Source organism: Kocuria sp. (assembly GCF_030530945.1).
Taxonomy (GTDB): domain Bacteria; phylum Actinomycetota; class Actinomycetes; order Actinomycetales; family Micrococcaceae; genus Kocuria.
On record NZ_JAUMTZ010000001.1, the window covers coordinates 464,597 to 481,241 of the forward strand.

Below are 16,645 nucleotides of genomic sequence, written 5' to 3' on the forward strand. Positions count from 1 at the left end.
TCGACCCGGAGGGTGTGCCGAGCGCCACATGTGCGCCTCGGCCACCCTTCGAGTCTAGGGTGGTGTTCATGGCAACGCATCGAGAGGTTCTGCAGTGGCTCGAGAACGAGCTGTTCGACGGAAACCTGGTGCTGGGACAGCGGCTCCCGTCCGACAAGGACCTCGCCGCGATCTTTCGCGTGTCCCGGAACTCCATGCGCGAGGCCCTGAAGATCCTCGAGGCGCAGGGCATCGTGAAGCTCTTCGAGGGGCAGCACCGCGGCATCCTGCCCATCCTGGTGCGTGAGCCCGCGGCCTCCGCCGGACCGGCGCTGCAGCTGCACATGGCCACGTCCGAGCACCCGCTGCGGGACATCGTGGACTCCCGGGTGCAGCTGGAGACCACGGCCCTGCGGCGGGCGGAGCAGCGCCTGGTTCCGCGCGCGGAGCTGCAGGCCGTGATGGCGGAGATGGACCGGGAGGACCTGGGCCTCAAGCGCTTCCACGACCTCTACGTGAGCTTCCACATCGCCCTGGTGAAGTCCGGTGGCAACGCCGTGGACACCGCGCTGTTCACCGCGCTGCGGGACTCGATCTACGAGTACACCATGGCCCTGGTGGGCCACGTGCCCCTGTGGAGCAGCACCTCCAGTCGCATCCGCGCGGAGCACCGCGCGATCGTGGGCGCTCTGGAGGCCGGGGACCGCACGCTGGCCGCCCGCCTCGTGCGGGAGCACATCGAGTACCAGTACGAGGAGGCCGGGGTGGACCCGGACCGGGTCCGCGCCACCCCGCACGAGCCCCGGGGAGCCGGCACCGCGGCGTCGTCGCCCCACGGTGCGCAGGAGCCCGCGCGGAGCGCTGGGACGGACCAGGCTGCGGGAGCAGGACGGGACGAGCTGGAGGACGCGCGCCGGGCCAGCGCCTGAGCCACCCGCGGTGCCCCCCGTTTTCGGGCCGAACGGGGTCAGGCGGTATGGTAGGGCGTGGTTTGCCGTTAATCGGATGTTGCCCCTGAATTCCCGGGGGCGGGGTGGTGCTGAGCCGCGGCCCCAGCAAACACACTGTCCAGAGAACTGTGAGGGATCCCATGGGTTCGGTCATCAAGAAGCGCCGCAAGCGCATGTCCAAGAAGAAGCACCGCAAGCTGCTTCGCAAGACGCGTCACCAGCGCCGCAACAAGAAGTAGGCGCCGCACCGAAGGCCCCGTTCCCCTCCCGGGAACGGGGCCTTCGCCGTGTGCGTAGCATGGGCGCCATGACCCACCGGACCGACCCCCACGCCTCCGCCGCGCCCCAGGGCCAGGCCCGGGACGCCGCCGCCCCGGGGATGACGGGTGCCGCACCGGCCCGCCGCACGGGCGGGCTGCTCTCCGGCGTGGACTGGACGCGCCCCCGCCCGCGGCACGAGGTCACCCTGCTCACGAAGCCCGGGTGCCACCTGTGCGACGACGCCCGCGGCGTGGTCGCGGCGGTCTGCCAGGAGACGGGCAGCGCGATGCGGGAGCGGGACATCACCGGGGACCCCGCGCTCACCAGGGACTACGCGGAGTTCGTGCCCGTGGTCTTCGTGGACGGAGCGCCCTGGGACCGCTGGCGGATCGACGCCGCCCGGTTGCGCTCCGTGCTCGACTGAACCGGGCGGGCGCCGGACCCCGACAAGCCGGGGCGTGGGGCGGGGCACCCCGACCGGGCGCGGCAGAACCTGCGCGGGCAGGGTGGCCCGGCGCCTCCCGAATTGGGGGCTCCCGCCGGGTTTGAGACACTGGGGTCATGGTCTCAGCAACCGTTCACCTCCTGCGCCACGGCGAGGTCCACAATCCCGAGCACGTGGTCTACGGCCGCCTGCCGGACTACCACCTCTCCGAGAAGGGCGCCCGCATGGCGGAGGCCGCCGCGGCGGACCTCGCACGGCGGGTGCAGGGCGGGGACCGCATCGTGGCCCTGGCATCCTCCCCCCTGACCCGCACCCGGGAGACCGCCGCACCCGTGGCCCGTGAGCTGGGCCTGGAGGTCCGCACCGACGAGCGGCTGATCGAGCCGGCCAACCACTTCGAGGGCCTGCACGTCACCGGGCGGGAGCTCGCCAGGCCGAAGCACTGGCCGTACATGCTCAACCCGCTGCGCCCGTCCTGGGGAGAACCGTACGAGCGGCAGGTGGAGCGCATGGTGGCGGCCGTGCGGGAGCTCGCGCGCGAGGCCGCGCGCATCGGGGGCGACGGTGCCCAGGCCGTGGCCGTGTCCCACCAGCTGCCCATCTGGCTCACCCGGCTCTCGGCCGAGGGCCGCCCCCTGCCGCACGACCCGCGGCGGCGGCAGTGCAACCTCGCGTCCCTGACGTCCTTCACATTCCGGGACGTCGCCGCGGCGGAGGTTCCCGAGGTGTCCTACCGGGAGCCGGCGGCGCACCTCTACCCAGGTGTCAACCAGCTTCCCGGCTCATAATCGATGTCCCGCTCCACTCACCCCGCCCACGACGTCTCAGGTGCTGCCCCCGTGAAACCACTGTCCCGCTCCTCCCGGTCCGCCGCCCGCACCCGCGTGCGCACGGGCGTGGTCGCCGTGGTGGCGGCACTGGGTCTCGCGCTCACGGGCTGCTCCTCGGGCAGCGACAACCTGGCCCAGCAGGCCAACGCAGGCGGGGACAAGGGGTACGTGGCCGGTGACGGCTCCGTGAGCGAGTACGCACCGGACCAGCGCAAGGCCCCGGTGTCCTTCGACGCCGCCATGTACGACGGCAGCACCGTCAGCGCCCAGAGTCTGCGCGGCAAGCCCGCGGTGCTGAACTTCTGGTACGCGGGGTGCGCGCCCTGCCGTGCCGAGGCCCCGGACCTCAAGGCCCTGCACCAGGAGTACGGTTCCAAGGTCCAGTTCATGGGGGTGAACCTGCGGGACCAGGAGGCCACCGCGGAGGCGTTCGAGCGCAACTTCTCCATCGACTACCCCTCCGCCACGGACCTCGACGGCGCCGTGCTGCTGGCCCTCAGCGACTACGTCCCCCCGCAGGCCGTGCCCACCACCCTGGTGCTGGACTCCCAGGGCCGGGTGGCCGCGCGCGTGCTCGGCAAGGCGGACAAGTCCACCCTGGACGCCCTCATCAAGGACACGGTGGCCGAGTCCGCATGAACGGCAATCCCTTCGCCGAGGTCATCCTCGACGGCTCCCTGATTGCCGCACTTCCCGTGGCGCTGCTCGCGGGTTTCGTCTCCTTCGCGTCCCCGTGCGTGCTCCCCCTGGTCCCCGGCTACCTGGGCTACATCACCGGGCTGACCGGCGCGGACCTGCGGGAGCAGAAGCGGGGGCGGATCTTCTGGGGTGTGCTGCTGTTCGTCCTGGGCTTCTCCCTGGTGTTCGTGGTGATGTCCGTGGTGCTCGCCCAGCTGGGCGCCTTCGCGTGGTTCCTGGGCCAGCGGTGGATCACCGTGGTGCTCGGGCTTCTCGTGGTGCTCATGGGCGTGGTGTTCCTGGGCGGGTTCTCGTGGTTCCAGCGGGACCGCAAGATCGAGCGCCGGCCACCCCCCGGGCTGTGGGGGGCTCCGGTGCTCGGGATGACCTTCGGGCTGGGCTGGGCGCCGTGCATCGGTCCCACGTTCGCCGCCGTGCAGGCGCTCGCCTACGTGGACGGGGCCTCCACCGGCAGGGCCGCGCTGCTCACGGTCGCCTACTGCCTGGGGCTGGGCGTCCCGTTCATCCTCATCGCCCTGGCGCTGCGCCGGGGCGTGGGTGCCATGTCCTTCTTCCGCCGCCACCGCCTCTCGCTGCAGCGGGTGGGCGGCGCGGTGCTCGTGCTCATCGGCCTGGCCATGGCCACCGGTGTGTGGTCCGCGCTAGTGTCCTGGATCCAGTCCGAATTCGTTACCGATTGGGTGATGCCGATATGACCAAGGCGCGCACACCGCGCAAGCGGGCGTCACAGCGCTCCGACGTGGAGGTCCCGGCCCTCGGGCCCGTGGGCATGCTGCGCTGGGCGTGGCGGCAGCTGACCAAGATGTCCACGGCGCTCGTGCTGCTGCTGCTGCTCGCGATCGCCGCGGTTCCCGGCTCGCTCTTCCCGCAGCGCGTGCAGGACCCGGACGCCGTGACCAGCTACATCAAGGCCAACCCCGCCATGGGCCCCTGGCTGGACCGGCTGCAGCTCTTCGACGTCTACTCCTCCTACTGGTTCTCGGCGATCTACATCCTGCTGTTCGTCTCGCTCGTGGGCTGCGTGATCCCGCGTGCCTTCCAGCACTACCGGGCGTGGCGCTCCAAGCCGCCGCGCACGCCCCAGCGGATCTCCCGCCTGCCCCAGTACCGCAAGGTCATGCTGGGCGGGCGCGACGGCGCCGCGGGGCCCACTCCCGCGGAGGCCGTCCAGCAGGCGGCCGCCGCGCTGAAGAAGCGCGGCTACCGGGTGCAGGTCCAGGACCTGGACACCCCGCAGCCCTCCGTGGCCGCCGAGCGCGGGATGCTGAAGGAAGTGGGCAACATCCTCTTCCACGTGGCCCTGCTGGCGGTGCTGATCTCCGTGGCCGTGGGCTCCCTGTTCGGGTACAAGGGCCAGAAGGTGGTGGTGGAGGGGGAGTCCTTCGTGAACACCCTGGTGGACTACGACTCCTTCACCCCGGGCACCAACTTCAACGCCGACTGGCTCAACCCGTTCTCGGTGCAGCTGAAGTCCTTCCAGGCCACGTTCAACCGTGACACCTCGGACCCGGAGCACTACGGCCAGCCCACGGACTTCAACGCGGACCTCACCGTGCGGGACTCCCCGGGGGCGGACCCCCAGGACGTGCACCTGGCGGTGAACAAGCCCCTGAACGTGGACGGCACCAAGGTGTACCTGGTGGGCAACGGCTACGCCCCCGTGATCCGCGTGAAGGACGGCAACGGCAAGGTGGCCTACGAGGGCCCCGTGGTCACGGTGCCCTCGGACTCCGTCTACACGTCCTCGCTGACCCTCAAGGTCCCGGACGCGAGTCCGGACCAGCTGGGCTTCGTGGGCATGCTCCTGCCCACGGCAGTGTCCCAGGACGGGCAGGTGCCCAAGTCCGCGGACCCCGGTCTGAACAACCCCGCGCTGGTGCTCTCCGCGTTCTCCGGGAACCTGGGACTGGACGACGGCACTCCGCAGAACGTGTACGTGCTGGACACCCAGCACCTCACCGAGCTCAACTCCATGACCTCCGCGGCGGGTCCCCTGGTGCTCGACGGTCAGCACCGCACGGCGCAGCTGCCGGGCGGCAAGGGCAGCGTGGAGTTCCTGGACGTGAAGCGCTACGTGGGTCTGGACATCCACAGCGACCCCGGTCGGATCCCCGCGTTCGTCTCCTTCCTGGTGGCGTTCGCCGGGCTGATCATGAGCCTTTTCATCGCCCGGCGCCGGGCGTGGGTGCGGGCCGTGGAGGCCGAGGACGCCCACGGGGTCCGGTGTACTGTTCTGGAGTACGGACTGCTGGCGCGTGGCGAGGACCACCGCCTGGGCGCGGAGGCGGAGAAACTGACCGGTCTGTGGACGTCGTTGTGGGAGGACCGCGGTGTGCGGGAGTACCACCTGAATTCGTCGGATGAGGCGTGAGGCAATGGGCAGCGAAATCAATGTGACCTTGGGCAACTGGAGCGAGTGGTTCATGCTCCTGGCCGCCATGACCTACCTGGTGGTGTTCGTGGCGTTCGTGTGGGACATGGCCTCGCACTCCAAGACCCTGGGCCAGGCCGAGCGGGCGCGTGCGCAGCGCGAGGCCACCCGGAAGGACTCGGACAGGGAACTGGTGGGAGCGGGTGCCGCGGCGGCGCGCACCTCGGGCTCCGCCACCGCGTCCTCCGTCCCGGCGGCTCCGGTTTCCTCCCAGGGGGCCACCGCCGCCGGCCGCGGCAGTGCCCCCGCCGACGCCGTCCCCGGCGAGTTCCGCACCTCCGCGGACAACACCACCAGGGGTGCGGGCGAGTTCGAGGCCCTGAACTACCGGCGCAACAGCCGCCGCCCCGCGGCCCGTGTGGCCGTGACCCTCATGGTCATCGCGTTCCTGCTGCACGCCTTCGCCGTGGTCTCCCGCGGCATCGCCGCGGACCGTGTGCCGTGGGCCAACATGTACGAGTTCTGCAGCACGGGTGCGCTCGTGGTGGCGGGTGTCTACCTGGTCACCCTGGTCTTCAAGGACCTGCGCTTCGTGGGCCCCATGGTCTCCGGCCTGGTGCTCATCATGCTGTGCCTGGCCACCATCGCGTTCCCCACCCCGGTGTCCCCGCTGCAGCCCGCCCTGCAGTCCTACTGGCTGCTCATCCACGTGTCCATCGCCGTGGCGGCCTCCGGGGTCTTCACCATCACCTTCGCCATGGCCGTCCTGCAGCTGCTGCAGTCCCGCCGGGAGAAGAAGCTCGCCGCGGGTGAGGAGTCCCGGATGGGCTTCCTGCGCGCCGTCCCCACCTCCGTGACCCTCGAGAACTTCGCGTTCCGCCTGAACTCGGTGGGCTTCGTGTTCTGGACCTTCACCCTGGCCGCCGGTGCCATCTGGGCGGACCAGGCCTGGGGCCGCTTCTGGGGCTGGGACACCAAGGAGGTCTGGACCTTCGTGGTGTGGACCGTGTACGCCGCCTACATGCACGCCCGCGTGACCCGCGGCTGGAACGGCAACCGTTCCGCGTGGCTCTCGATCGCAGGCTACATGTGCGTGGTCTTCAACTTTGCCGTGGTCAACACGCTGTTCCCGGGTCTGCACTCCTACTCGGGTCTGTGAGCGGCTGACCGCGCCGCGCCGCGCCGCGCACCGCACCCGACGACGCCCGCCTCCCGTTCGGGGAGGCGGGCGTCGCGCATGCCGGCTCTACTTCTGGGTGCCGGTGTCCGGGCCGGGTTCGTCGTTGCGGGGATCCGAGGGGTCCAGGGGCTCGTCGGCCTCCGAGCGGGCTCCCGGGGCGCGTCCGGTGCGCTTGAGCTCGTTCTCCCACTCCTGCAGCGTGCGCTCCCGCTCCTGCTGCCGGCGGCGCTGCTCCAGGTTGCGCAGGAATTGCGGGTCGTCGTCCGGGCCACGGCCGCGCTCCGGCTCGCGGGCGGCGTCGTTGCGGGGGCGGCCGAAGAAGAGCCACAGCAGGGCCCCGACCACGGGGAGCAGGAGGATGACGAGCAGCCAGGCGCCCTTGGGCAGCGCGCGCACCGCGTACCGCTGCGACTGCGCGCACTCGATGAGTGCGTAGATGACGACGCCCACAGCGAGCGCTCCGGCACCGATGATCATGATCGCTCTGCCCATGCGGATCATCCTAGGGGAGGCTCACGGAGCGCCGCCGGTCGTGGCGGGCGGCGGGTGCCCGGCGGACGCCCAGCCCCGGCGCCTAGACTGGGGCCGTGAACTTCGTGAAGTATTCCCTGCTGCGCCTGGGCATCCTGGTGGTGCTGTTCCTGCTGTTCATGCTGGTGGGCCTGGGGCTCGTGTTCTCCGGGATCGCCGCCGTGATCGCGGCGTTCGCCATCTGCTACATCTTCTTCCCCAGGCTGCACTACGCCGCGGGGCAGGACTTCCACCGCTTCATCTCCCGCACCCCCAAGCCCGCGAACCGCGTGGCGCTGGAGGACCAGGAGATCGAGGACTCGTACACGGACTCCGAGGCCCGCAAGGACATCTGAGCCCGCGGGCGGCCCGGGGGCGGGTCAGCCCACGTACTGGTAGACCGCCACGGCCACCGCGTAGAGCACGGTAACGCCCAGGCTGACGAACCCGCACTGCTTCAGCACGGGGATCAGCTCGCGGCGGTCGGTGGCGCGCAGCACCGTGGCGGCGGCGGCGAACGCCGTGGGGCTCATGGCGTAGACCAGCAGCACCCACGGGTTGTGGGGGACCAGCAGCAGCGGCAGGAGCATCCCCACGAACATCTCGGCGCTGAAGGTGAGGCGGGCCCTGGGATCGCCGAGCCGGACCGCCAGGGTCTTCTTGCCCACCTCCCGGTCACCGGGGATGTCCCGCACGTTGTTGGCCATGAGCAGCGCGCACGCGAACAGTCCCGTGGAGAACGCCATGATCCAGGCGCCGGCGTTCAGCCGCCCCGCCTGGGTGATGGTGGTGCCCAGGGTGGCCACGAGTCCGAAGAACACGAAGACGAACACGTCCCCCAGGCCCATGTACCCGTACGGCTTCTTCCCACCGGTGTATCCCCACGCGGCCGCGATGGCGAGGATCCCCACCAGGCCCAGCCACCACTGGTGGGAGAGCGCCACCAGCGCGGCCCCGGACACGGCCGCGATCCCGAAGCACGCGAACGCGGCGGTCTTCACCTCGCGCGGCGCGGCGGCACCGGAGCCGGTCAGCCGGAGGGGCCCCACGCGCTGGTCGTCCGTGCCGCGCACGCCGTCCGAGTAGTCGTTGGCGTAGTTCACGCCGATCTGCAGGAACAGGGCCACCAGCAGCGCGAGCACTGCGGGCAGCGCGTGGGCCGCGTGCATCGCCTGCGCGGCGGCCGTCCCGGCGATCACGGGTGCGGCGGCCATGGGCAGCGTGCGCAGGCGCGCTCCCTCGACCCACTGAGCTGGTGTGGCCACGGTGCGACCTTTCGTGGAGTGGACGGTGGATTCGCCTCATTCTTTCATGCGCTGTGCACCCGCACACACCACGGCCCGACCCCGCTCAGCCCACCTCCACAGTGGTCTCCCGCCGGTCCGGGTCCCAGCGCCGCAGGGCGGTGAGCCGCAGCGCGGCGGGCGGGGCGACGTCGCCCAGCACCTCCAGCGCGCGGGCCACCCCGGCGGCGTCCAGGCGCTTGGCCAGGGTCACGTGGGGCACCCACGGGCGCCGGGGGCGGGAGTCCTGTGCGCACAGGGCCCCAAGCTCCTCGACGGCCGAGAGCAGGGCGGAGGGCACCGCGAGGGAGTCGGCCAGCACGAACGGCCCCGACCCCAGGACCGTGAGGCCCGTGACCGGCAGCTCGCACGGCAGGATGCCGGTGAACAGCTCGCGGGCACGGTCCAGCGCGGGTTCGGGGAGGTTCGCGGCGGCCACGACGGTCAGGTGCGGCGCGTTGGAGGATCCCCGGTGGCCCGCCAGGCTGGGCAGCCCGGCGGCGTGCAGGGCGTCCCAGCGGTCGCGGATCCACCGGTCGTGCTCGGGGGTGAGCACCAGGTCCAGGGAGTGGGCGGGCACGGATCCTCCGGGAGGGTCGGCGGGCGGCGTCGTCCCCGGGCGGTGGAGACGGCGGGATGGACGGCAGGGCGGACACGACGATCCGCTGGGCGGAGGACGCGGTGGGCAGTAAGGGGGCTAGGCGGGCGGCATGGTGGATGACGGGGTGGAGACGGCGCCGGGTGCGGTGCCGGGAAGCGCGGTGAACAGTGCGGCGGCCGCCCTGCGGTCCGGCTTGCCCGTGGCCAGCTGGGGGAGGGCAGAGACGTGACGCCACAGCTTGGGGACGGCGGGCGCACCCAGGCGGTCGCGGACGGCTCCGGCGAGTTCCCGCTCCAGGGCCTCCCGGTCCAGATCCTCCGGACCCGCGGGGCCTGTGCCCGGCGCGGACCGGACGGACAGCACCGCGGCCACCGTGTGGCCCCACTCCGGGTGGGGCACCGCGACCACGAGCGCCTGCCGGACCCGCTCGTCCGCCAGCAGCACGGAGGTCACCATCCCCGCGGAGACCTTCACGCCCCCGGTGTTGATCACGTCGTCCGTGCGGCCCGCGACCGTGAGGGTGCCGTCCTCGGCCAGGCGGCCGAGGTCGTCGGTGCGGTACCAGCGCCGGCCGTCCACCACCCGGAAGTGGGAGGCGGTCTGCGCGGGATCGTCCAGGTAGCCCGCGGCCACCACGTCCCCGCCCAGCCAGATCCGGCCTTCGGCGCAGCCACCCGTGCCCTCGTCGGGCAGCACGCGCACGGTCACGGTGTCCAGGGGGGTGCCGCCGTACACGCAGCCCCCGCAGGTCTCGGACATCCCGTAGGTGCGGACCACCCGCACCCCCGCGTCCGCGGCGCGCGCGGCGAGGTCCGGTGACAGCGCAGAGCCGCCCACCAGCACGGAGTCGAAGCGCGCGAGCGCGGCCACCGCGCGGGGGTCCGGGAGGCCGTCGTGCGGGTCCAGGATCCGCTGCAGCTGCGTGGGGACCACGGAGACGTGGCGCACCGGGTGGCTCATGCGCTCGGCGGCGTCCGCGAAGGCCTCCGGGGTGAAGTGCTCTGCCGTCATCACCACGGGCTCGGTGCCGGCGAGCACCGACCGCGCCAGCACCTGCACCCCCGCCACGTAGTGGGCGGGCAGGCACAGCAGCCACTGGCCGGGACCTGCCGTGGCGCGCTCGGTGGCCCGGCCCGAGGCGGTGAGCGCCTCCGTGGTCAGGACCGTCTTCTTGGGGCGACCCGTGGAGCCGGACGTGGCCACGACCACCGCGGGCCCCGGCCGGGACAGCGCCGCGCGCAGCCGAGGGAGCAGCGCCGCGGGACCACCGGCGACGGGTCCGTCCAGGAGCACGACGTCGCCCGGCAGCTCCGCCTTCAGGGGCGCCGGGAGCGGGTGGCCGGGGAGGGTGTCCCCGCCCGGTGCGGTGGTGAGGGGTGGCGCGGGACGGGCCGCGGCGTCGTCGTCCTTGTGGGATGCGGGGGAGCGGTCGGGATCGGAGGGGGTGCTCACGCGGCGGCTCAGAAGTAGTAGGGGAACGCGGACCAGTCCGGGTCCCGCTTCTGCAGGAAGGCGTCCCGGCCCTCCACGGCCTCGTCCGTCATGTATCCCATGCGGGTGGCCTCGCCGGCGAAGACCTGCTGCCCCACCATGCCGTCGTCCGGGAGGTTGAAGGCGTACTTGAGCATGCGCACGGCCTGCGGGGACTGGGAGGTGATCTTGCGGGCCCACTCCACGGCCGTGGTCTCCAGCTCGGCGTGGGGAACCACCCGGTTCACCGCGCCCATGCGGTGCATGTCCTCCGCGGAATACTCCTCCGCGAGGAAGAAGATCTCCCGCGCGAACTTCTGACCCACCTGACGGGCGAGCAGCGCGGAGCCGTAGCCGGCGTCGAACGAGCCCACGGTGGCGTCCGTCTGCTTGAACTTCCCGTGCTCCGCGGAGGCGATGGTGAGATCGCAGACCACGTGCAGGGAGTGCCCGCCGCCGGCGGCCCACCCGGAGACCGCGGCGAGCACCACCTTGGGCATGGTGCGGATCAGGCGCTGGACCTCCAGGATGTGCAGGCGTCCGGCGCGGGCCGGGTCGATGGAGTCCGCGGTCTCCCCCTCGGCGTAGTGGTAGCCGTCCCGGCCACGGATGCGCTGGTCCCCGCCCGAGCAGAACGCCCAGCCGCCGTCCTTGGCGGAGGGCCCGTTGCCCGTGAGGATCACCGCACCCACGTCCGAGGACATCCGCGCGTGGTCCAGGGTGCGGTACAGCTCGTCCACGGTGGCGGGACGGAAGGCGTTGCGCACCTCCGGGCGGTCGAACGCGATGCGCACCCACGGCAGGTCCCTCACCACGGCGTTCTCCGCGTCCCGCTCCACCCCGCGGTGGTAGGTGATGTCCTGGAGGTCCGTGAAGCCTTCCACGGGCCGCCACTGCTGGGGGTCGAAGATCTCGGAGACTCGGTCGGGAAGCTGCGCGTTGGTCATGGGTACCACTGTAGGACCCCGCTCAGTGCCCCCACGTGGGGACCACCATGGGGCTGCCGGACTCGGGGTCCGTGACCACCCGCGCGCTCAGCCCGAAGACCGACCGGAGCAGCTTCTCGGTGAGCACCTCGCGCGGGGTGCCGGTGGCCACCACGTCCCCGTCGTGCATGGCCACCATGTGATCCGCGTAGCGGGCGGCCTGGTTGAGGTCGTGGAGCACGGCCACCAGGGTGGTGCCCTGGCCCCGGTTGAGCTCGCGGCACAGCTCCAGCAGCTCGATCTGGTGGCTGAGGTCCAGGTACGTGGTGGGCTCGTCCAGGAGCAGGATGGGGGTCCCCTGCGCCAGGGCCACCGCCATCCACACGCGCTGGCGCTGCCCGCCGGAGAGCTCGTCCACCATCCGCCCCGACAGCTGCAGCGTGCCCGTGGCTGCCATGGCTTCACGCACCGCCTCCTCGTCCTCCGGGGACCACGGGCTGAACAGCTTCTGATGGGGGTAGCGGCCACGAGACACCAGGTCGACCACGCGGATGCCGTCCGGGGCCACCGGCCCCTGGGGGAGCAGCCCCACGTGGCGCGCCACGTGCTTGGTGGGAAGCCGGTGCAGGGCCTCGCCGTCCAGCAGCACGCTGCCCCTGGCAGGGGCCAGCAGCCGGGCGAGGCTCTTGAGCAGGGTGGACTTGCCGCACGCGTTGGGCCCCACGACCACCGTGAACAGCCCGTCCGGGATCTCCAGGGACACGCTGCGGCACACCACGTGGTCCTGGTAGCCGAGGGCGGCCTCCGCCACGCGCAGTCGGTTCATCGGGTACGTCCCTCTCTCAGCAGAAGCCACAGGAAGTACACGCCTCCCAGGCACACGGTCACGATCCCCACCGGCAGCGGGGACTCCGGGTGGATGCGCTGGGCCACAACGTCCGCGAGCAGCAGCAGGAAGGAGCCCACCGCGGCGCTGGTTCCCAGTCCCAGACCGTCGCTGGGAACGAGCCGGCGGGCGATCTGCGGAGCGGCCAGCGCGATGAAGGACACGGGGCCCACGGTGGCGGTGGCCACAGCGGTGAGACCCACCCCCACCACCACCGCGCACACCTGCACCGTGCGCACCCGTTGACCCAGCGCCGTGGCGAAGGGCGTCCCGATGCGCAGCAGCTTCAGGGGCCGGGCCAGCAGCAGCGCGCCGAGGAGCAGAACGGCGGAGGCCACGAGTGCGAGCAGGAACGTGGGCCAGGTGATGGCCGAGAGGTTCCCCGCTCCCCACAGTCCCGCCATGACGGCGTCCTCCACGGTGGCGGTCAGCTGCAGCCACGTGTTGAAGGATGCGAGCACGGCGCTGACCCCGATCCCCACGATGATCAGCCGCACCCCGCGCACGGCGCCCCGCTTGACGGACAGGAAGAAGACGGTGAACGCGGTGAGCAGACCGCCCGCGAGCGCCGCGAGCATCACGTCGGTGGAGCTGCCGCCCAGAACGAGCATCACGATCAGAGCGCCGGTGAAGGACCCTGTCTGGAAGCCGATCACGTCCGGTGAGCCCAGGGGGTTGTCGGTGAGGTTCTGGAAGATGGCACCGCTGACCGCCAGTCCGGCTCCGAGCAGGACGGCCATGAGGACCCGGGGGGTGCGCCACTCCACCACCACCATGGTGGTGTACGGGTCGCCGCGGCCGAGCAGGGCCTGCACGACGTCCCCCAGGCCGATCCGGGCGGAGCCGGTGGTAACGGCGTAGAGGCACAGGGCCACCACACCCGTGCACAGCACCGCGCACACGAGCACCGAACGGGCGTCCACGCGCAGCAGGGGGCGAGCGGCGGGCCCCACGCGCAGCACCCGGCGTCCGGGGTCGAGCTCCTGGGTGGTCACGGTCTCACACCTCCGAGACGCGGGAGCGCCGAACCATGTGGATGAGCAGGGGAGCGCCGATGAAGGCGGTGACGATCCCCACGGGCATCTCGCCCGGGACGGCCACCCGGCCGAGGACGTCGGCGAACCCCAGGACCGTGGGGGCCAGCAGCACCGAGTAGGCCATGATCCACCCCTGGTGCGGGCCCACCACGAGTCGCGCGAGGTGCGGGGCCATGAGGCCGATGAACCCGATGGGTCCCGTGGCTGCCGTGGCACCCCCGGCCAGCAAGGCGATGGCGGTCAGTGCCACCACCCGGATGCGGTGCGGGCGGGCGCCCATGGCCACCGCGGACGCCTCTCCGAGGGAGAGCACGTCCAGGGGGCGGGAGCTGGCCAGGGCAATGCACAGCCCCAGCACCACGAACGGGGCGATGGCCAGGGCGCCTGCGAGGGACTGGGACGCCGTGGTGCCCGCGGACCAGCCGCGCATCCGCTCGAGCACCTCCGAGTGGGTGAGCAGCACCGCCGAGGAGAACCCTGCGAGCACCGCCCCGAGTGCCACCCCGGCCAGGGTCGTGCGCACGGGGCTTGCCCGCACGGGTCCGGTGTTGCCGATCAGGAACACCACCACGGACGTCACCACGGCCCCCGCCAGGGACCACCACATGTAGTGGGAGATCCGGGAGACCCCGAAGAACGCGATGCCCACCACCACGGCCAGGGACGCCCCGGCGTTGACGCCCAGGATCCCGGGGTCCGCCAGCGGGTTGCGGGTCACGGCCTGCATGAGCCCGCCGGCCACGCCCAGGGCGGCTCCGGTGAGCAGCACCAGCAGGGTGCGGGGCACGCGGGACTGCCAGACCACCTGCGAGAGGGGGTCCTCCGGGGCGGGCGCCGTGAGGAAGTGCCACAGTTCCGCGGGCGGCACTGGCCGGGCCCCCACGGCCATGCTGAGCACGAGAGCGGTCGCGCACAGCACAGCCAGGGGCACCAGGCCGAGCCAGCGCCGAGGTGCGCCCGTGGAACGGGACGGTGTCCTGGCCCGGTGGGGCGCCCCGGGAGCGGTGACGGTGGTGGACATCAGGGGGTCAGGAGACCTTCTTGGCGGACTTGGTCAGGTCGGTGACGTCCTCGAGCCAGTCCGCGTAGTGGCGTGCGGTCATGGCGCCCTTGGAGCTCCACGCCCCCAACTGGTCCGCCTTCACGGCGGGCAGCCCGTCCCACATCTCCGTGCTGAACGGGGTGTCCTTGGAGTAGTTCTCCATGAGGATCACGTCCGCGGGGTACTCGGAGGCCTTCTCCCAGGCCACCGCGCCCCAGGGGTTGCCCTTGGCGGGGGGCTCGGCGCCCACGATCGTGGCGCCGTTGTCCTCGAGGAGGTCCGCCTGCGGGAAGCCCACCGCCGTGTAGAGGGTCTCCTTGGTGGGGCTGGTGAGCATGTAGTTGAGGTTCTTGTCCTTGGCGGCCGCCGCGAAGTCCTTCTTGGCCTGCTCGTAGTCCTTGTCGTCCTGAGCGATCTGCTCGGTGTCCACGTCCCCGCCGAAGAACTCGGCGAGTTCACGGGTTTCCTTGATCTCCTGGTCCACGGAGTCCCCTGAGGCAAGGGGTACGAAGGTGGAGACCTTCTTCAGCTGCGCGTTGACGTCGTCGTCGAACCAGCTCCAGCCCTTCTCCGAACCCTGCCCGATCACGGCGTCCGGCTTGATCTCGGCGAGCTTCTCCATGTCGATCTCACCGTCCTTGCCGATGCGCTGGATGCCGCTGATGTCCAGGTCCCCCATCACGGATGGGTTGTCGCAGTCGTACCCGAACAGCGCGTCCGGCTTGAGCCCGTAGCCCTCCAGGGAGCTGTAGGCGTAGCAGTCCATGACGAGCTTCTCGGGCTTCTTGTCGAAGGAGATGCTCAGACCCTTCTCGGAGGGGTGCTCCAGGGTCACTGCGGTGTCCGTGGCGGACGGGGAGGACTCCTTCGAGCTCTGCTGGTCCGCGGAGCAGCCGGTGAGCATGAGGGCGCCGGCAACGACGGCGGCGGGAAGGGCGAAACGCTTCACGAATGGGGCCTTTCGGTGGGTGTGTTCCAGCCCCGTGACGGGACGGTGGGGTGCACGGGAGGACTCAGCTCTACTTTGGTAAGGCTAACCTGAGCAGAGTAGCCAGTGGGGCACCCCCGGGTAAATACCTCACACAAACATGACGTAATCCCGCGCGCCACTCGCGCCCTCGACGATGCCCCCCCCCGACGTCGCCGCCCAGCCTCGTCCTCGACGCCCGCCGATGCCCGCCCTTCCCGCCGACGCGCCCTAGCGGCACCCTTCGCCCCTTCTGCTCCCGGTGATGCCCCCTACCCCTGCTGCGTTTGCTCCGTTACTGCAGATTTCGGGCAGCTCGCGTGCATTTGCTCCACTTCACAGCGCACCAGTTGGATCGCGCGGGAGCCTGCCGGGTTGGGGACTAGATTGCTCGGGGAGCAGCGGCGGGTTGTTCCGGTACCAGCGGGAGGGACCTCAGGGCAATGCTTCCCGATCTGAGCACCGTGGCATGGGCAGCTCTCGGCCTTGCCGCGGTCCTGGTGGGCTTCTCCAAAACCGCGCTGCCGGGTATCAACACCCTGGCCGTCGCGATCTTCGCCGCCGTGCTGCCCGCGAAACCCTCCACGGGCGCGCTGCTGCTCCTGCTGATCGTGGGGGACATGTTCGCGCTGTGGACCTACCGCAAGCACGCTCACTGGCCCACGCTGGTCCGCATGCTCCCGGCGGTCCTCGTGGGGCTCGCCCTGGGCGGTGTGTTCCTGGCCTTCGCGGGGGACTCCCTGGTCCGGCGCGTCATCGGCGTCATGCTGCTGCTTCTCATGGCGCTCACGCTCTGGCAGCGCCACCGTGACGCCGCCTCCCGGGAGGACGACGACGCCGCACCGCCTCCTGCCTCGCGCACCGCGGCCGTGGGGTACGGCTCCCTGGGTGGGTTCACCACCATGGTCGCCAATGCCGGTGGGCCGGTGATGTCCATGTACTTCCTGGCCGCCCGGTTCCCCAAGCACGCGTTCCTGGGGACCGCGGCGTGGTTCTTCGCCGTGATGAACCTCCTGAAGGTCCCGGTGTCCATGGGTTTGGGGCTGATCAGCCTCCAAACCCTGGTGCTGGACGTCCTCCTGGTCCCGGGCGTGGTGCTCGGCGCGTTCGCGGGCCGCTGGGCCATCTCGCGGATCCGGCAGCGGGTGTTCGAAACCGCCGTGATCGTGGTGACGGTGCTGGGGGCGCTCTACCTGCTGGTCTGACGG

The 16,645-nt window shown here is 71.5% G+C and carries 19 protein-coding genes; 10 read left to right on the forward strand and 9 right to left on the reverse strand.

What is annotated here, in order from left to right; translation table 11 throughout:
• The first annotated feature begins 68 nt into the window (after nucleotides 1-68).
• The 8 genes from Q4A22_RS02115 to ccsB all read left to right on the forward strand — a co-directional run bounded on the left by Q4A22_RS02115 (nucleotide 69) and on the right by ccsB (nucleotide 6,694).
• Nucleotides 69-908, forward strand: coding sequence for a FadR/GntR family transcriptional regulator (locus Q4A22_RS02115; protein WP_303176867.1), 840 nt, complete (start codon nucleotides 69-71; stop codon nucleotides 906-908).
• Between the two features lie 161 nt (nucleotides 909-1,069).
• Nucleotides 1,070-1,168, forward strand: a complete 99-nt coding sequence (locus Q4A22_RS02120; protein WP_005504750.1) for an AURKAIP1/COX24 domain-containing protein — start codon at nucleotides 1,070-1,072, stop codon at nucleotides 1,166-1,168.
• Nucleotides 1,169-1,236: 68 nt separating this feature from the next.
• Nucleotides 1,237-1,614: a glutaredoxin family protein gene (locus Q4A22_RS02125; protein WP_303176868.1), complete on the forward strand. Its 378-nt coding sequence runs from the start codon at nucleotides 1,237-1,239 to the stop codon at nucleotides 1,612-1,614.
• A 137-nt stretch (nucleotides 1,615-1,751) separates the two neighbouring features.
• Complete coding sequence (locus Q4A22_RS02130; RefSeq protein WP_303176869.1) at nucleotides 1,752-2,423, forward strand: histidine phosphatase family protein; 672 nt, start codon at nucleotides 1,752-1,754, stop codon at nucleotides 2,421-2,423.
• Between the two features lie 51 nt (nucleotides 2,424-2,474).
• Nucleotides 2,475-3,104, forward strand: coding sequence for a TlpA disulfide reductase family protein (locus Q4A22_RS02135; protein ID WP_303176870.1), 630 nt, complete (start codon nucleotides 2,475-2,477; stop codon nucleotides 3,102-3,104).
• Nucleotides 3,101-3,859, forward strand: coding sequence for a cytochrome c biogenesis CcdA family protein (locus Q4A22_RS02140; protein ID WP_303176871.1), 759 nt, complete (start codon nucleotides 3,101-3,103; stop codon nucleotides 3,857-3,859). Before Q4A22_RS02135 ends, Q4A22_RS02140 begins: the two co-directional genes overlap by 4 nt.
• The gene (locus Q4A22_RS02145) at nucleotides 3,856-5,535 is read left to right on the forward strand and encodes a cytochrome c biogenesis protein ResB (protein ID WP_303176872.1); all 1,680 of its coding nucleotides are present in this window, start codon (nucleotides 3,856-3,858) and stop codon (nucleotides 5,533-5,535) included. The genes Q4A22_RS02140 and Q4A22_RS02145 overlap by 4 nt, the downstream gene beginning before the upstream one ends.
• 4 nt (nucleotides 5,536-5,539) lie before the next feature.
• The gene (gene ccsB, locus Q4A22_RS02150; protein WP_303176873.1) at nucleotides 5,540-6,694 is read left to right on the forward strand and encodes a c-type cytochrome biogenesis protein CcsB; all 1,155 of its coding nucleotides are present in this window, start codon (nucleotides 5,540-5,542) and stop codon (nucleotides 6,692-6,694) included.
• Between the two features lie 87 nt (nucleotides 6,695-6,781).
• Here ccsB and Q4A22_RS02155 read toward each other — a convergent pair whose 3' ends face one another.
• Nucleotides 6,782-7,207, reverse strand: coding sequence for a PLDc N-terminal domain-containing protein (locus Q4A22_RS02155; RefSeq protein ID WP_303176874.1), 426 nt, complete (start codon nucleotides 7,205-7,207; stop codon nucleotides 6,782-6,784).
• Nucleotides 7,208-7,302: 95 nt separating this feature from the next.
• On the opposite strand from Q4A22_RS02155, the gene Q4A22_RS02160 reads away from it, so the two are divergent.
• Nucleotides 7,303-7,581: a DUF4229 domain-containing protein gene (locus Q4A22_RS02160; protein WP_303176875.1), complete on the forward strand. Its 279-nt coding sequence runs from the start codon at nucleotides 7,303-7,305 to the stop codon at nucleotides 7,579-7,581.
• Between the two features lie 24 nt (nucleotides 7,582-7,605).
• Here the strand turns inward: Q4A22_RS02160 and Q4A22_RS02165 are convergent, their stop codons facing one another.
• From Q4A22_RS02165 to Q4A22_RS02200, 8 genes are all read right to left on the reverse strand, one after another.
• Nucleotides 7,606-8,490 carry a 1,4-dihydroxy-2-naphthoate polyprenyltransferase gene (locus Q4A22_RS02165; RefSeq protein WP_303176876.1) on the reverse strand — a complete coding sequence of 295 codons (885 nt, stop codon included), beginning with the start codon at nucleotides 8,488-8,490 and terminating at the stop codon, nucleotides 7,606-7,608.
• Between the two features lie 85 nt (nucleotides 8,491-8,575).
• Nucleotides 8,576-9,088 (reverse strand): 2'-5' RNA ligase family protein, encoded by a 513-nt coding sequence (locus Q4A22_RS02170; RefSeq protein ID WP_303176877.1) that lies wholly within the window; start codon nucleotides 9,086-9,088, stop codon nucleotides 8,576-8,578.
• A 117-nt stretch (nucleotides 9,089-9,205) separates the two neighbouring features.
• Complete coding sequence (locus Q4A22_RS02175; protein ID WP_303176878.1) at nucleotides 9,206-10,561, reverse strand: AMP-binding protein; 1,356 nt, start codon at nucleotides 10,559-10,561, stop codon at nucleotides 9,206-9,208.
• A gap of 8 nt (nucleotides 10,562-10,569) precedes the next feature.
• Nucleotides 10,570-11,526, reverse strand: a complete 957-nt coding sequence (locus Q4A22_RS02180; RefSeq protein ID WP_303176879.1) for a 1,4-dihydroxy-2-naphthoyl-CoA synthase — start codon at nucleotides 11,524-11,526, stop codon at nucleotides 10,570-10,572.
• Nucleotides 11,527-11,548: 22 nt separating this feature from the next.
• Nucleotides 11,549-12,331 carry an ABC transporter ATP-binding protein gene (locus Q4A22_RS02185; RefSeq protein WP_303176880.1) on the reverse strand — a complete coding sequence of 261 codons (783 nt, stop codon included), beginning with the start codon at nucleotides 12,329-12,331 and terminating at the stop codon, nucleotides 11,549-11,551.
• Complete coding sequence (locus Q4A22_RS02190; RefSeq protein WP_303176881.1) at nucleotides 12,328-13,386, reverse strand: iron chelate uptake ABC transporter family permease subunit; 1,059 nt, start codon at nucleotides 13,384-13,386, stop codon at nucleotides 12,328-12,330. The genes Q4A22_RS02185 and Q4A22_RS02190 overlap by 4 nt, the downstream gene beginning before the upstream one ends.
• A gap of 4 nt (nucleotides 13,387-13,390) precedes the next feature.
• Nucleotides 13,391-14,449: an iron chelate uptake ABC transporter family permease subunit gene (locus tag Q4A22_RS02195; protein WP_303176882.1), complete on the reverse strand. Its 1,059-nt coding sequence runs from the start codon at nucleotides 14,447-14,449 to the stop codon at nucleotides 13,391-13,393.
• Between the two features lie 7 nt (nucleotides 14,450-14,456).
• Nucleotides 14,457-15,419, reverse strand: a complete 963-nt coding sequence (locus tag Q4A22_RS02200; RefSeq protein WP_303176883.1) for an ABC transporter substrate-binding protein — start codon at nucleotides 15,417-15,419, stop codon at nucleotides 14,457-14,459.
• A 461-nt stretch (nucleotides 15,420-15,880) separates the two neighbouring features.
• Between Q4A22_RS02200 and Q4A22_RS02205 the strand changes: the two genes are divergently transcribed.
• A complete protein-coding gene (locus Q4A22_RS02205; RefSeq protein ID WP_303176884.1) occupies nucleotides 15,881-16,642 on the forward strand; it encodes a sulfite exporter TauE/SafE family protein in 762 nt (253 codons plus the stop codon).
• The last annotated feature ends 3 nt before the right edge of the window (nucleotides 16,643-16,645 follow it).

Excerpts from the sequence above, each read along its gene's own strand:
- Q4A22_RS02205 (WP_303176884.1), top strand. The coding sequence starts at position 15,881 with ATGCTTCCCGATCTGAGCACCGTGGCATGGGCAGCTCTCGGCCTTGCC.
- Q4A22_RS02140 (WP_303176871.1), top strand. The coding sequence starts at position 3,101 with ATGAACGGCAATCCCTTCGCCGAGGTCATCCTCGACGGCTCCCTGATT.
- Q4A22_RS02155 (WP_303176874.1), bottom strand. The coding sequence starts at position 7,207 with ATGGGCAGAGCGATCATGATCATCGGTGCCGGAGCGCTCGCTGTGGGC.
- Q4A22_RS02185 (WP_303176880.1), bottom strand. The coding sequence starts at position 12,331 with ATGAACCGACTGCGCGTGGCGGAGGCCGCCCTCGGCTACCAGGACCAC.
- Q4A22_RS02145 (WP_303176872.1), top strand. The coding sequence starts at position 3,856 with ATGACCAAGGCGCGCACACCGCGCAAGCGGGCGTCACAGCGCTCCGAC.
- Q4A22_RS02115 (WP_303176867.1), top strand. The coding sequence starts at position 69 with ATGGCAACGCATCGAGAGGTTCTGCAGTGGCTCGAGAACGAGCTGTTC.
- Q4A22_RS02130 (WP_303176869.1), top strand. The coding sequence starts at position 1,752 with ATGGTCTCAGCAACCGTTCACCTCCTGCGCCACGGCGAGGTCCACAAT.
- Q4A22_RS02180 (WP_303176879.1), bottom strand. The coding sequence starts at position 11,526 with ATGACCAACGCGCAGCTTCCCGACCGAGTCTCCGAGATCTTCGACCCC.
- ccsB (WP_303176873.1), top strand. The coding sequence starts at position 5,540 with ATGGGCAGCGAAATCAATGTGACCTTGGGCAACTGGAGCGAGTGGTTC.
- Q4A22_RS02125 (WP_303176868.1), top strand. The coding sequence starts at position 1,237 with ATGACCCACCGGACCGACCCCCACGCCTCCGCCGCGCCCCAGGGCCAG.
- Q4A22_RS02120 (WP_005504750.1), top strand. The coding sequence starts at position 1,070 with ATGGGTTCGGTCATCAAGAAGCGCCGCAAGCGCATGTCCAAGAAGAAG.
- Q4A22_RS02195 (WP_303176882.1), bottom strand. The coding sequence starts at position 14,449 with ATGTCCACCACCGTCACCGCTCCCGGGGCGCCCCACCGGGCCAGGACA.